The 12,495-nt window shown below is 64.6% G+C and carries 13 protein-coding genes; 6 read left to right on the top strand and 7 right to left on the bottom strand.

What is annotated here, in order from left to right:
* The 4 genes from CH271_RS21475 to CH271_RS21460 all read right to left on the bottom strand — a co-directional run bounded on the left by CH271_RS21475 (position 1) and on the right by CH271_RS21460 (position 3,726).
* A complete protein-coding gene (locus CH271_RS21475) occupies positions 1-1,032 on the bottom strand; it encodes a hypothetical protein (protein ID WP_037190708.1) in 1,032 nt (343 codons plus the stop codon).
* Positions 1,010-1,903 carry a carbon-nitrogen hydrolase family protein gene (locus tag CH271_RS21470; protein WP_094634748.1) on the bottom strand — a complete coding sequence of 298 codons (894 nt, stop codon included), beginning with the start codon at positions 1,901-1,903 and terminating at the stop codon, positions 1,010-1,012. The genes CH271_RS21475 and CH271_RS21470 overlap by 23 nt, the downstream gene beginning before the upstream one ends.
* Positions 1,900-2,532 carry a flavin reductase family protein gene (locus CH271_RS21465; RefSeq protein WP_094634747.1) on the bottom strand — a complete coding sequence of 211 codons (633 nt, stop codon included), beginning with the start codon at positions 2,530-2,532 and terminating at the stop codon, positions 1,900-1,902. Before CH271_RS21465 ends, CH271_RS21470 begins: the two co-directional genes overlap by 4 nt.
* 159 nt (positions 2,533-2,691) lie before the next feature.
* Positions 2,692-3,726, bottom strand: coding sequence for a formamidase (locus CH271_RS21460; RefSeq protein WP_037190707.1), 1,035 nt, complete (start codon positions 3,724-3,726; stop codon positions 2,692-2,694).
* Between the two features lie 112 nt (positions 3,727-3,838).
* On the opposite strand from CH271_RS21460, the gene CH271_RS21455 reads away from it, so the two are divergent.
* The 3 genes from CH271_RS21455 (at position 3,839) to CH271_RS21445 (ending at position 7,662) form a co-directional block, all read left to right on the top strand.
* Entirely contained in the window at positions 3,839-4,891 is a 1,053-nt protein-coding gene (locus CH271_RS21455; RefSeq protein WP_094634746.1) for a LacI family DNA-binding transcriptional regulator, read from the top strand.
* Positions 4,892-5,087: 196 nt separating this feature from the next.
* On the top strand, positions 5,088-6,839 hold the full coding sequence (locus CH271_RS21450) for a pyruvate dehydrogenase (protein ID WP_094634745.1): 1,752 nt from the start codon (positions 5,088-5,090) through the stop codon (positions 6,837-6,839).
* A 118-nt stretch (positions 6,840-6,957) separates the two neighbouring features.
* Positions 6,958-7,662: a TerD family protein gene (locus tag CH271_RS21445; RefSeq protein WP_094634744.1), complete on the top strand. Its 705-nt coding sequence runs from the start codon at positions 6,958-6,960 to the stop codon at positions 7,660-7,662.
* On the opposite strand, the gene CH271_RS21440 is transcribed toward CH271_RS21445, so the two are convergent.
* The gene (locus tag CH271_RS21440) at positions 7,663-8,730 is read right to left on the bottom strand and encodes a DNA polymerase IV (RefSeq protein WP_094634743.1); all 1,068 of its coding nucleotides are present in this window, start codon (positions 8,728-8,730) and stop codon (positions 7,663-7,665) included.
* Between the two features lie 34 nt (positions 8,731-8,764).
* On the opposite strand from CH271_RS21440, the gene CH271_RS21435 reads away from it, so the two are divergent.
* Positions 8,765-9,193, top strand: a complete 429-nt coding sequence (locus CH271_RS21435; RefSeq protein ID WP_218828520.1) for a DoxX family protein — start codon at positions 8,765-8,767, stop codon at positions 9,191-9,193.
* Here the strand turns inward: CH271_RS21435 and CH271_RS21430 are convergent.
* Positions 9,187-10,179, bottom strand: a complete 993-nt coding sequence (locus CH271_RS21430; protein WP_094634741.1) for an isopenicillin N synthase family dioxygenase — start codon at positions 10,177-10,179, stop codon at positions 9,187-9,189. The two genes, CH271_RS21435 and CH271_RS21430, sit on opposite strands and share 7 nt — an antisense overlap.
* Positions 10,180-10,266: 87 nt before the next feature.
* Between CH271_RS21430 and CH271_RS21425 the strand changes: the two genes are divergently transcribed.
* Both CH271_RS21425 and CH271_RS21420 read left to right on the top strand, forming a co-directional pair.
* Complete coding sequence (locus tag CH271_RS21425; protein ID WP_037190699.1) at positions 10,267-10,935, top strand: SIMPL domain-containing protein; 669 nt, start codon at positions 10,267-10,269, stop codon at positions 10,933-10,935.
* Between the two features lie 23 nt (positions 10,936-10,958).
* On the top strand, positions 10,959-11,708 hold the full coding sequence (locus tag CH271_RS21420; protein ID WP_256986484.1) for a YqjF family protein: 750 nt from the start codon (positions 10,959-10,961) through the stop codon (positions 11,706-11,708).
* Here the strand turns inward: CH271_RS21420 and CH271_RS21415 are convergent.
* A complete protein-coding gene (locus CH271_RS21415; protein WP_179274735.1) occupies positions 11,687-12,307 on the bottom strand; it encodes a DUF6188 family protein in 621 nt (206 codons plus the stop codon). The genes CH271_RS21420 and CH271_RS21415 overlap by 22 nt on opposite strands.
* Positions 12,308-12,495: the final 188 nt, after the last annotated feature.

The following is a 12,495-nucleotide window of genomic DNA, read 5'->3' as shown; positions in this document are numbered from 1 at the left end:
TCAGTTCTCCACCAATCGACCTTCGGTGACGACATCGATGCCGTCGATGGATACGGTGCAGGCGCGCATCCCGATGTCGAGGTGTGCGTAGGAGTCTCGGCCGAGTACGGGGTGCGGGCCGGTGGACCACAGGAAGCTGCCTGCGAACGCTCGGGCGTCCATGCCCATGATGTCGTCCTTGCCGTACATCGCGGCCGCGAACCAGTCGCCGGTCTTCATCAACCCCCAGCCCATGTGGGACAGGTAGCGCGCCCACTTGTCGTTGGAGTCGTCGAAGAACATGTTGAGCAGTGCCGCTTCTGCGCCGCCGGTGACCTCGTCGATGTGGCCGTTGGTGACGGCCAGTGTCGTCCTGTCGCGGACGTACTCCTTGAACGGCAGCAGGATATCTCCCTCGGACAACACGATCTGTCCGTTGGAGATCTCCGGCCAACACAGCACCATGGTGGACGGCCAGTGGTCCCAGCGTCCCTTGTCGTCGGCGAAGCCCACCTGGAACTCGGGCTGCGAATTGCTCAGTTGCACGGTGAGATCGGTGCCGGCCTCGTTGGTGATGCGCATGGTCGAACCGTTGCGGATCAGATCGACGCCGGCCTGCACCCGTTCCTTGTCTCCGTCCTGCGGCATGTTCCTGATGAGCACGTCCGGGGCGTCGCACACGAAGATGATGCGCGTTCCGGCGGCCAGGATCTCCTGCTGGATGGGCGCGTGGATGAAGCCCTCGCTGGTCAGATCGACCACCAGGTCGGCTCCCTTGAGCATGTCCTGTGCGACCGAACTGTTCATGACCGACACCAGACCGGGGCCCGCACCGGTGTGGGTGCTCGGCATCGGTGCCGGACTGCCGCCGGGAACGGTGGCCGAGAGTACCTGTGCGCCCAAACTCTGAGCCGCCCCGAACGCAGCCGAGACGTAATCACCGCGGCTCGACGGTTCCGCCAGAATGACCACCTGCTCTCCGGGCCGAACTTTGCACAGCTCGAGCTGACGGGTGAAGGCGCGCAACAGATCAGCTGATCGCAGATCGAACATCTCGGTTCCTCTCGTGATCGTTCTCGGTCGTTCGTGTCTCGGTGATACCGCCCAGTCGGGCAAGGTCTTTCAGATAGGGGACTTCGTCGCGTGCGTCGAGCAACTCGCGGCGAGTCACTGTTGCCGACACCGATCCGACGCTCTCGTCCATCTCGACGATGGTGCGCCCCTGTGGTCCGACGATGACGCTGTGGCCCGCGAACCGTGGGCCGTCGCCGGTTTGTCCGGTGAGTCCGGCGGCCGCGACGACGACGCCGTTCTCGAGTGCGCGGGAGCGGGTCAGCAGCTTCCATACGTGCAAACGGACGTGCCCGAAGGCCGACGGTACGGCGATCACATCGGCTCCTCGCTGGACGAGGTCGCGGACCGTCTCGGGAAACCCTGCCTCGTAGCAGATCACGACGCCGATGGTGCCGAACGGAGTGCTGACCAGCAGTCCGCTCTCAGCGCCAGGAGTGAACACCGATTTCTCTCGGTCCCACAGAAAGCGCTTGTGTCCCAGAGCGATCAGGCCGCCCGGCCCCACGACGAGCGAGCTGTCGAAGACGATTCCGTCGGCATCACGAAACGCGATGGCCGTCACCAGAACCGTGTCGGTCTCGGCGGCCAGCACTCCGAGTGCGGTCGACGTTCGACCGGGTACGGACTCTGCCATGGTTTCGATGCCGTCGAGATCGTAACCGCTGGCGAACAATTCGGGCAGAACGATCACCTTCGACCCGCTCGCGGCGAGAGCCTGCACCTCTGCGCGCACCGCGTCGATGTTCTGCTGCCAGGCTCCGATTCGCGAACCGGTCTGCACGACAGCGATATCGAACGTATCGACGACCGATTCGGTGTCGACGCCGCGCAGCCGGGCCGAGGCGGTCACTGCGCCACCCGATTCATGTCGGTGGTGTAGAACGGGCCCGCCAGCCTGCCGAGAAAACGGTGTTCGAGAGTATCGACGTGCAGGTCGGCGGTGAGCAGTCCAGGCCTACTGGTCACCGCCGTCACGGTCCCCAACACCAGAGTGTCCGTGCCGAGTGCAATTTCCTGCATCGTCCGGCATTCGAGAGAGACCAGGGATTCGAGCACCGACGGGGCCGCGACCGACACCGACGGCACCGCGGTCATGTGCGAGAGCTCGAATTCGTCGACCTCCGCATCGACGGTGGCGAAACTCGCGGTCACCGCATCCACGGTGTCGGCGGACGGAATATTGACGACGAATTCGCCGGTGTCGCGAATGTTGACCAGTGTGTCCTTGAACTCTCCGGGGAACCCGATGCGTTCACCGATGGAGATCATCAGCGTCGCCGGATTGCGCGACGCGACGTTGAAGAAGCTGAACGGTGCCAGGTTGCGGACGCCGTCGCCGGAAACGGTCGAGATCCATGCGATCGGACGAGGCTGCACCGCGCAGGACAGCAGTTTGTACACATCCCCCGACGACATCGATTCGATGTCGTGGCGGGTGCGATCCGTGAGCTCCAGAGAGTCGCCTACCTGGGAAGTCATCGAAACGAGCCTTCTTTCGCTTGCTGTGCAACCGGTCGTGCAACCGATTGCGTTGCTCTGACGATAGAGGGGTTTCTCGGTCGATGTCGAGCTTTGGGCGACAAATCCGGAACCAATTAATGGCACCGTTACACGGGCACGGGTCGCGTAACCTCCGCCTTACTCCCCGCGCAGACCGGCCCGCGCGGAATCGGTTGCGCTGCCGAGCCGACGCGGGGGTCCGTACCCCTCCGAGGTCCCGTCGACGATGCGAACCTCGTCCTCCCACGGCACTCGGTAGGTTCCGTCGGCGAGGTCGCGAACGTAGGTGTACGGGCAATCGCGCGCCCCTCCATCGAGCGCGGTGTACCCACGATGACCCAGTTGATAGATGTTGTTCTCCACTCCCCACTCGCGACGCGCCGCATCCGCCCTGGCCGGCTCGATCGACACGGTCACCACCCGATCGGGTGTCGAATCGCCGCGCTCGACGATCGTTCCTTCGTAGTCGCACACCATCGCCTCGCCCATCGACGGGATGCCGTTGCCGTCCTCCCCCGCCAGACACACCGACGCCGTGTACGCCAGGTTGTGAAAGGCATTTGCCTCGTTGGTGATACGCCAGGACTGCCGCAGCGGAAACTTGTACCCCGCCGTGCGCAGCAGCACGTTGGCACCGCGGTAGCTCGCCTCCCGCGCCATCTCGGGAAACATTCCGTCGTGGCAGATCAACAGCGACAGCACCGACCCCTTGGGACCTGGGCAGACCGGTAGGCCGATGTCGCCGGGCTCCCACGGCTCCTTGGGCGTCCAGGGATGCAGTTTGCGGACGTACAGCGCGATGTCACCTCGGTCGTCGACGATGATTCCGGAGTTGAACGGCGCTCCGCCGGGGTTACGTTCCATGATGCTGAAACATCCCCACACTGCCGACTCACGGCACGCGTCGCGCAGCCGCTCCACCTGCGGACCGTCCATGTCACACATCACCTCGTCGGACGCCCACGACGACTTGCGCAGACCGTGCAGCGAGTACTCGGGGAACACCACGAGGTCGAGCGCCGAGAAGCCGGCCTTCGCCTCGCGTAACTGCCTGCACACACGATCGGTCGTCGCGTTCACATCGTCCATGCTCGTGATCAGCGGAATCTGCTGCTGAACCAGGCCGAGCGTGAGCGACGTCGGCGACGGATTGAGACCACCCAAACCTGTCATCGAATGTCCGTTCCTCGAGGGCAACTTGTTGCGCAAACGATTGCGCACGGTGCTAGCTTAGGGGTCATCAGGGGTCGGGGCAGCGCCGACGGAGGATCGAGGGGAACCGCCAGTGGACAGCACTACGTCGGGAAGCGTCACGCTCAAAACGGTCGCAGCTGCTGCGGGAGTTCATGTCTCGACCGTTTCCCGAGCTCTGCGACGCGTTGCGCTCGACCCGGCCGGTGCCAGCGCCGGAGACCTGCGATTGTTCGAGCTGGCCCGCGAGATGGACTATGTCCCCAACCCCAACGCGGCGAGCTTGACCACCAAGAAGTCCACCGCGTTCGGAGTACTCGTCCCCCGATTGACCGACGTGGTGCTCTCGGCGATGTACGACGCCATCGAGGAAACAGCGAACCGTGCCGGGTACGAGACCTTCGTCGCCAACACCCACGACGATCCGATTCAGCAGCGTCGACGCATCGATCTGCTGCTCGGCCGCAACGTCGACGGCCTCATCTTCGGGGACGCTCGCCTCGACAGCGACAACCTCGAGGACCTCCACCGCCGAGGAATCAAGTTCGTGCTCATCAGCCGTAGATACCCGGGGATGACCTCGGTGACGTGCGACGACTATCGGGGCGGTTACCTCGCCGGTGAGCACTTGGCCAGACTCGGCCACACCCGAGTGGGGATCGTGTCCGGCCCGGCGTGGGCCAGCACCGGAATCGACCGATTGGAGGGCTGCCGAGCTGCCCTCCGCGATGCAGGCATCGACGTTCCGGACGAGTACGTACGGGAAGAGGGCTTCGATCCCGAGGCCGGACGACGCGGGGCCACAGCACTTCTGGCATTGCCGACACCGCCGACGGCGATCTTCGCGACCAACGATTTCAGTGCCATCGGAGTTCTCGGCGTCCTGCGCGAAGCGGAATTGCAGCCGGGACGCGACGTTGCGGTCGTCGGCTACAACGACATCTCGATTTGCAGCGAGCTGACGGTGCCCTTGACGACAGTGCACAGCCCACACCGCGAAATCGGCACACGCGCAGCCGAAATGCTGTTGGCCGTCACTCACGGACTGCCGGTGTCCTCGGTGGCACTCACGCCGACACTGGTCGTCCGCGACTCCACGGTTCCGGGGCGAACTGCACCCAGCCACTTCTCGCCGGTCGGCGGGTAGCCGCAGTCATCTCTGGGTGCTGCCTGGAACATCCCGACGTGACGGAGATCGTAGAGGGCCTTCACCAGCAGGTTCACCTTGACGACCCTCCGTCGCGTGCACTTCTATGTTTGGCAGACCCTCGGTGCAGGGAAGGCGTCGAGAAGGCGCGGCCGAGGCATATCGGTGCGTCACCGAATTTTGAGGAGACAGTGAAATGCCCACCACAGTGGCCGATCAGCTCGTTCGAGGACTCGTCGACGCCGGCGTACAACGCATCTACGGCATCGTCGGCGACAGTCTCAATCCTGTGGTCGACGCAGTGCGTCGCACCGGCGGATCGGCCAAGGGCGGTATCGACTGGATTCACGTACGACACGAGGAGGCCGCGGCGTTCGCGGCGTCTGCCGACGCGCAGACCACCGGCACACTCGCCGTCTGTGCGGGTTCGTGCGGACCGGGAAATCTGCATCTGATCAACGGCCTGTACGACGCACACCGTTCCGGCGCACCGGTTCTGGCGATCGCGTCGCACATTCCCAGCAGCGAGATCGGCTCGGGGTACTTCCAGGAGACGCACCCCGATCGCCTCTTCGGTGAGTGCTCGCTCTACAACGAATTCGTCTCCACCGCCGCGCAGGCACCCCGGGTGTTCCGAGCGGCGATCAATGCCGCCATCACCGGTGGTGGGGTGTCGGTGCTGACGCTCCCCGGCGACATCGCCGAATTGTCGGCCGCCGGATCGATGGACCCGATAGCCATTCCCTCGACACCGGTCGTCACCCCGCCTGCGGCGGACATCCAGAAACTGGCCGAGGCCATCAACAATGCCGAGAAGGTCGCCATCTTCGCCGGCTACGGAGTCAAGGGTGCTCACGACGAGGTGGTGGCATTCGCCGACACCATCGGCGCCCCCGTCGGACATTCGTTGCGCGGCAAGGAATTCATCCAGTACGACAACCCGTACGACGTCGGCATGACAGGGTTGCTGGGCTACGGCGCGGCCCATGCAGGAATTCACGACGCGGATCTGCTCATCCTGCTCGGCACCGACTTTCCGTATCAGCAGTTCCTGCCCGAGGACGTCACGACCGCGCAGATCGACATCGATCCCACGAAGCTGGGGCGTCGAACCTCGGTGCAGTACCCGATCCACGGTGATGTTCGGGCAACACTGAATGCGTTGCAGCCATTGATCACTCGCAAGACCGACCGCCGCTACGTGGAGAAGTGGGTGGACAAGCACAACGACCTGATGGGGAAGACCGTCGGCGCGTACACCCGCAACGCCGAGAAGCTCGTTCCGATCCACCCCGAGTACGCTGCCTCGGTGCTCGACGACCTCGCCGCCGACGACGCCGTGTTCACCACCGACACCGGCATGTGCAACGTGTGGACCGCGCGCTACATCAACCCCACCGGCAGAAGGGCATTCGTCGCGTCGATGCTGCACGGTTCCATGGCCAATGCCCTGCCGCACGCCATCGGAGCGCAGTTCGCCAATCCGGGCCGCCAGGTCGTCTCGATCTCCGGCGACGGCGGGTTCTCGATGCTGCTCTCCGAACTCTTGACCGTCGCGATGTACAAGCTGCCCGTCAAGATCGTGTTGTTCGACAATTCCACGCTCGGCATGGTCAAGGCCGAGATGCTCGTCGACGGTCTGCCCGACTTCGGCGTCGACGTGCCCCAGGTCGATTACACCGGCATCGCCGCCGCCGCGGGTATCCACGCACAACGCGTCGAGCAGCCCGAGGACATCCGCGGCGCACTCGAGACCGCGTTCGCGGTCGACGGACCGGCGCTGGTGCAACTGATCACCGATCCGCTGGCACTGTCCGTCCCGCCGACCATCACCGGCGAGCAGATCAAGGGATTCGCGCTCGCGATGAGCAAGGTCGTGCTCAACGGCGGCGTCGGCGAGGCAATGCGAATGGCCAAGTCGAATCTGCGTAACGTGCCTCGACCGTAGACGAATTCTCGTACGCAGCGGTGCGATCATCGAGATGTTCGGACAGGCGGTTATTGTCGACACACCGCCCAAACCGGACACCTCGATCCGGTAACCGACCGTTCCGGAAGGCACAACCATGGCCATCGACTACACACGCAAGCCCTCGTCCGGGCAATCCTCGGCGTCGCAGGCCGGTGCTCCGGTCAGTCTGAGCAAAGTGACGCTGTCCAAGGCGTCGCCGACGATCAGCCTCACCAAGTCCGGCGAGAAGCAGGGTTCGATGCGGGTCAACCTGAACTGGTCGACCGGCGCACCCGCGGCGCAGCCGAAGAAGAAGGGCTTCCTGGCCAAGTTGGCCGCGGCGTCGTACGGCTCCGGCGGTGTCGATCTCGACCTCGGGTGCCTCTACGAACTGCGCGACGGTTCCAAGGGCGTCGTCCAGGCACTCGGGAACAGCTTCGGTTCACTGCAGGATTCCCCGTTCATCGCGCTCGACGGCGACGATCGCTCCGGTTCGGTCAGCGGCGGCGAGAACATGCACATCAACCTCGCCCATCCCGAGAAGTTCGCTCGAATCCTGATCTTCGCGATGATCTACGACGGCGCGCCGAACTGGGCAGCAGTGGACGGGGTGGTGACGCTGTACCCCACCAGCGGACCACAGGTCGAGGTACGCCTCGACTCGGCCGAGAACTCCGCGCGAATCTGCTCGATCGCATTGTTGGAGAACACTTCTGCGGGGATCACCGTCACCCGCGAGGTGGAGTACATCCAGGGTAGCCAGGCCGACCTCGACAAGAAGTACGGTTGGGGACTGCGCTGGGCGGCGGGTCGCAAGTAGTCAGTGAGGTTGCGGCGGAGTCATTTCCAGCCGGACGCCGATCAATCGAACCTCGCGACTGTGGTCGAGGCGGTCGACGAGGGCCACCGCAGCCGAGGTCAGAATCTTCGGATCGAAGGTCGGCGCACCGACGATCGGTGCGCTGACGGTATGCGTCTCGAACGGCGCGTAGCGGATCTTCAATGCCGCCCGAACAGCCGGCCGGTTCTCGGCTTCGATGTCGGCCAACACCTTCGACGTCAAACCGGCGACCTCGTCTCGGATGACCGCCCAATCGGCGACGTTGGTCTGGAACGTGACCTCACGGCTGTGCGACCGTGCAACCCACGGCTCGGACGTCACCGGCGCGAGGTCGATGCCTCGCCCTTTCGTCCCGAGCCACGGACCGATCTTCGGTCCGAACGCGGCGCCGAGGTCCTCGTCCTGCGCATCGGCCAGTTCTCGGACTGTCGAAATGCCGAGGGCGGCCAGCCTCTTCGAGATCTTCTTGCCGATCCCCCACAGCGCATCGGTGCCGCGATCGCCCATCACCTCGAACCAGTTGTCCTGCGTCAGCCAGTAGACGCCCTGCGGCTTGTCGAAGTCGGTGGCGATCTTGGCTCGTAACTTGTTGTCTCCGATGCCCACCGAGCAATGCAGCCCCGTCGCGTCGAACACGGCGTCGTGCACCGTCTTCGCCACACCCTCGGGATCGTCGGTCTCCACACCGAGAAACGCCTCGTCCCAGCCGATGACCTCGACCACGTACCCCAACGTCCGCAGAGTGTCCATCACCATCGCCGACGCCTCGTCGTACGCCGGCTTGTCCACGGGCAGGAAGACCGCGTCGGGAATCTTCTTCGCAGCGACGCGCAGTGGCATTCCGGACCCGACGCCCTTCGCACGCGCCTCGTACGAGGCCGTCGAGACCACCCCGCGTTCGGTGGGATCTCCCCGCCCTCCGACCACCACTGCCTTGCCCACCAGATCGGGGTTGCGCAGCACTTCGACGGCGGCGATGAACTGATCGAGGTCGACATGCAGTACCCATCGGCGACGAGCGAAGTCGGTCGAAGCGCTCCCGGTCATGGTGTTCAGTGTGCCCGTGGTGTCTCATGTCGCCATGACGAAATCGATTTCTCGCACCATCGGGCGGGTCGTGTTGGGGGCGTTCCTCGTCTTCGCCGGGCTCAGCCACCTCTTCTGGGCGCGCGAGACGTTCGCAGCGCAGGTTCCCGAGTGGGTGCCACTGAGCACCGACTTCGTCGTGCTGGCATCGGGCGTCGTGGAGATCGTGCTCGGCCTGGCGCTGCTGTTCTGGACTACTCGCGCGCCGCTCGTGGGTTGGGTGGTCGCCGCGTTCTTCGTTGCGGTCTTCCCCGGCAACATCTCGCAGTTCGTCACCCACACCGACGCGTTCGGCCTCGACTCCGATACGGCACGAGGAATCCGATTGCTGTTCCAGCCGCTGCTGATCGTCTGGGCGCTGTGGTGCACCGGGGCGTGGGCCCAGTACCGGGCGTCACGTCGGGGCCGCAGCCGGCGTCAGTAGGCAGACTGCCGACCGACGGGAGCGATGCCGTGGTGCAACTGCGCCACGTCGGGGTGTGCTCGCGTACGTGACTTCCACGCGTTCTCACCGTAGGTGCTGTAGATGGGGTTGTCGGGATCGTTCTCGACACCTCGTGAGTGCTGCGCCAATTCGGCGGGCAGTTCGATCACCGGGACGACGGCATCGAGGGCCGGGCTCAGAAAGTGGGGCACCGATATCCGGTCCGTGTCAGGCCCTGGCGCGACGACCCGATGCCGCGTCGCCCGTAGATAGCCGCCGGTCGCCACTTCCAACAGCTCACCGATGTTGACGATGAATGCCCCGGCCAACGGCGGAACGTCGATCCAGGTATCGGGCGTCGTCTCCACCTGCAGCCCGGTCGAGTCCGGCTCGACGAGCAGCAGCGTCAACACCCCGGAGTCCTTGTGCGCACCGACGCCCTGCGAATGATCGGGAGTGCCCGGGTAACGCACGACCTTCATCAGGGTCGCGGGCGCGGTGGCAAAAGCATCGTCGAACACGTTCTCGGGGGCTCCGAGGGATTGCGCCCAATGTCGCAGGAGGCGAAGTCCGAGACCCGATACCGTGCGTTCCCACTCCTCGAACGTCTCTCTGAAGCCTGTGGGCTGTGACGGCCACAGATTGGGACCCTGCAGGTTCCAGTACCCCTCGGCCCCGTCGATGGCCGGGCGCTCGGGTCCGATGTCGATCTGCTCCCGCCAGTCCACCCGGCCGTTGGTCAGCTCCCCACCCACCCGTGAGTAACCGCGGAAGTGCGGGCTCTTCAGCTGACTGATCTCGTCCTTCACATGGTCCGGCACGGCGAAGAACCGACGCGCAAGACGCAGCACCTCGTGCATTCGTTCGGTCTCGATCCCGTGTCCGACGAGATAGAAGAAGCCGGAACGATGAGCAGCTTCGCGCAGTGACCGCTGGAACGCGCGGGGGTCGTTTTCGGCGGAAGCAAGATCGAGAACAGGAAGCATGTTCCTAATTGTCCTCCCCACCTGACGCGTCGGCCAGCACTGTTGAGATTCGGTGAATATCGGTGCGCGGATGCGAGACTGGACGCCATGAGCCATGAAGCACTCGACATCACAGTCGTCGGTCACGGCGCAGCCACCTATCCGCCCGAGCAGTGCACGCTGTCGCTGACCGTCCGTACCGACGGACGAACGGCGGAGTCGGCGTCCGAACCGGCTCAGCAACTCGTCCGGGAGCTCACGAGATTGGTCGAGCCGCTCTACAACAGCGACGGCGGCCCCATCGATCGGTGGTCGGTCGACCAAGTGCGCCACTCGCGCCACCGCCCGTTCAACCACGACGGAGAACAGCTGCCGTACGTGTATCAAGCGGAGGCATCCGTGGAGGTGCAGTTCAGCCAACTCGATCTGGTGGATGCGTTCGTCTACGCAGCATCCGCACTCGAGGGAGTGTCGATCGACCACTTCGGCTGGGACCTCACCGAATCCAGCAGAACTGCTCACACCCTCGCCGTCCGAGAACTCGCTGTTCGCGACGCCGTCTCCAAGGCCGAGTCCTACGCGTCGAGTCTGGGGAGATCGGGCGTGCAGGCCGTCGCGGTGGCCGACCCCGGTCTGCTGCCAGGGATCGCGGAGAGTGGTGGTGCCGAATCCTCGGCGCGCATGTTCGCCGCCACATCCGCGCCGGCCGGGTTTGCCCTCAAACCGGAGAACATCACGATCTCCGCGAGCGTGCACGCCCGATTCACTGCCTCCTGACGCGTCGCGCCTACGCTCGAACGATGAATCGAGACGATGCCCGACGCCTCTGGCCGCGGCCACCACTGCTGCCTCGTCCGATCCTGATGGATCAGCGATGGGAACGGCTCGTCTTTCTGCACTGGCGGGTTCCGAGTTCGGCTGTCGCCCCGCTATTGCCCCGAGGGTGCGCGCCCGACGAATTCGACGGCTCGTCGTGGGTCGGACTGATCGGCTTCCACATGGTCGGAGCCGGCCTCGGCTACCGTCACCCCGTTCCGTACTTCGGCACGTTCGGTGAGATCAACGTGCGCCTGTACTCGATCGACGCGGAGGGTCGACGCGGCGTCGTGTTCCGATCACTGGAAGCAACCAGACTCGCAGTCGTGTTGGGCACCAACGCCGCTCGCGTTCCGTACCGCTGGTCATCGATCGACATCGACGACGACAGTCGAACGATCGGCTACCGCAGCCGACGACTCGCACCGCCGCGCCGAGGCGCAACGACGGACTTCGGCGTCGTCAGAGGGTCACGCGACATGTCCGAGGATCCACTCGCTGTGTTCCTCACCGCGCGTTGGGGATTGCACACCTCACTCGCCGGACGCCTGTTGTACGTTCCGAACGTGCACCGACACTGGCCACTGGTCGATGCGGAGCTGACCCACTGCGCCGACGAGCTCGTGGCAGCGGCGGGCCTACCCGACGTGAGTACCCGGCCACCGGACTCGGTGCTGTACTCCCCCGGTGTCGAGACTCAATTCGGTAGGCCCTACACGGTGCGCGGTCGGTAGAAGATCACGTGACCCGAGGACAGTTCGACGACCCAGTCCCCCTGTGCTGCAGCAGCACTGTCCGAGTGGGAGCTCGACGTCACGCTTTCCCGCAAGACGAGGTACCCGGCGTCGAGGGCGAGGTCGAACAGCAACTTCGTGCCGTCCGAGAATTCGACGGCAGGGTCGTCGCCGGTCGAGAGCCGGACCACAGTGGCACCGATGGAAGGAAGCCTCTCGACAGTCGGGGCTTCCGCCTCCGGGCGCTCGGGTGCGGGCCACGATTCGACGGCCCCTTCCGGTCCACACAACACAGTCGAGCCGTCCGCGGCGCTGTACTCCCAGGATTCCACTTCGACTCGCGGACTGGCCACCACTCGCTGCCGGCCCTCGAACGTCAAACGGAGAACGCCGGATTCGTCGTAGTCTGCGTCGTCGCACACAAGTCCGTGCAATGTCGCGAAGGCTCGTAGGCCCTCGAACTGATTGTCCTCGTCGACGATGAGGTCATCGACCGTCACCTCACTGAAGGCAATGCTGGCACCGTTGTCGAATTCGATGCTCAGATCGAAATCGAGCAGAATTTTGCTGACGCGGCGCTGATCGACTGCGAGTTTCATCGATATCGACTGTGCCACAGAATCTCGTGGGAGCACACGAAGACTGGCCGGGAGGGGAGGTTCGGCCTGGAGGCGAGCGAATGCGCGCGCGTGTGTCAGGTGCGCGCGGAATAGGTACAGGTCGGGATGCGATTGTGCGCGCGGATGGCGAATGCGCGCGCGTTTGCCGGAGGGGGTGGGAGTAGGGG

This window comes from Rhodococcus sp. 05-340-2 (assembly GCF_002258915.1).
GTDB lineage: Bacteria > Actinomycetota > Actinomycetes > Mycobacteriales > Mycobacteriaceae > Rhodococcoides.
This window is presented reverse-complemented; position numbering and strand designations above follow the sequence as displayed.

What these genes read in the sequence shown, in the direction of transcription:
- CH271_RS21440 (WP_094634743.1), bottom strand. Translation starts at nt 8,730, where the DNA reads ATGACCGGGAGCGCTTCGACCGACTTCGCTCGTCGCCGATGGGTACTG.
- CH271_RS21435 (WP_218828520.1), top strand. Translation starts at nt 8,765, where the DNA reads ATGACGAAATCGATTTCTCGCACCATCGGGCGGGTCGTGTTGGGGGCG.
- CH271_RS21420 (WP_256986484.1), top strand. Translation starts at nt 10,959, where the DNA reads ATGAATCGAGACGATGCCCGACGCCTCTGGCCGCGGCCACCACTGCTG.
- CH271_RS21450 (WP_094634745.1), top strand. Translation starts at nt 5,088, where the DNA reads ATGCCCACCACAGTGGCCGATCAGCTCGTTCGAGGACTCGTCGACGCC.
- CH271_RS21425 (WP_037190699.1), top strand. Translation starts at nt 10,267, where the DNA reads ATGAGCCATGAAGCACTCGACATCACAGTCGTCGGTCACGGCGCAGCC.
- CH271_RS21465 (WP_094634747.1), bottom strand. Translation starts at nt 2,532, where the DNA reads ATGACTTCCCAGGTAGGCGACTCTCTGGAGCTCACGGATCGCACCCGC.
- CH271_RS21460 (WP_037190707.1), bottom strand. Translation starts at nt 3,726, where the DNA reads ATGACAGGTTTGGGTGGTCTCAATCCGTCGCCGACGTCGCTCACGCTC.
- CH271_RS21475 (WP_037190708.1), bottom strand. Translation starts at nt 1,032, where the DNA reads ATGTTCGATCTGCGATCAGCTGATCTGTTGCGCGCCTTCACCCGTCAG.
- CH271_RS21445 (WP_094634744.1), top strand. Translation starts at nt 6,958, where the DNA reads ATGGCCATCGACTACACACGCAAGCCCTCGTCCGGGCAATCCTCGGCG.
- CH271_RS21430 (WP_094634741.1), bottom strand. Translation starts at nt 10,179, where the DNA reads ATGCTTCCTGTTCTCGATCTTGCTTCCGCCGAAAACGACCCCCGCGCG.
- CH271_RS21415 (WP_179274735.1), bottom strand. Translation starts at nt 12,307, where the DNA reads ATGAAACTCGCAGTCGATCAGCGCCGCGTCAGCAAAATTCTGCTCGAT.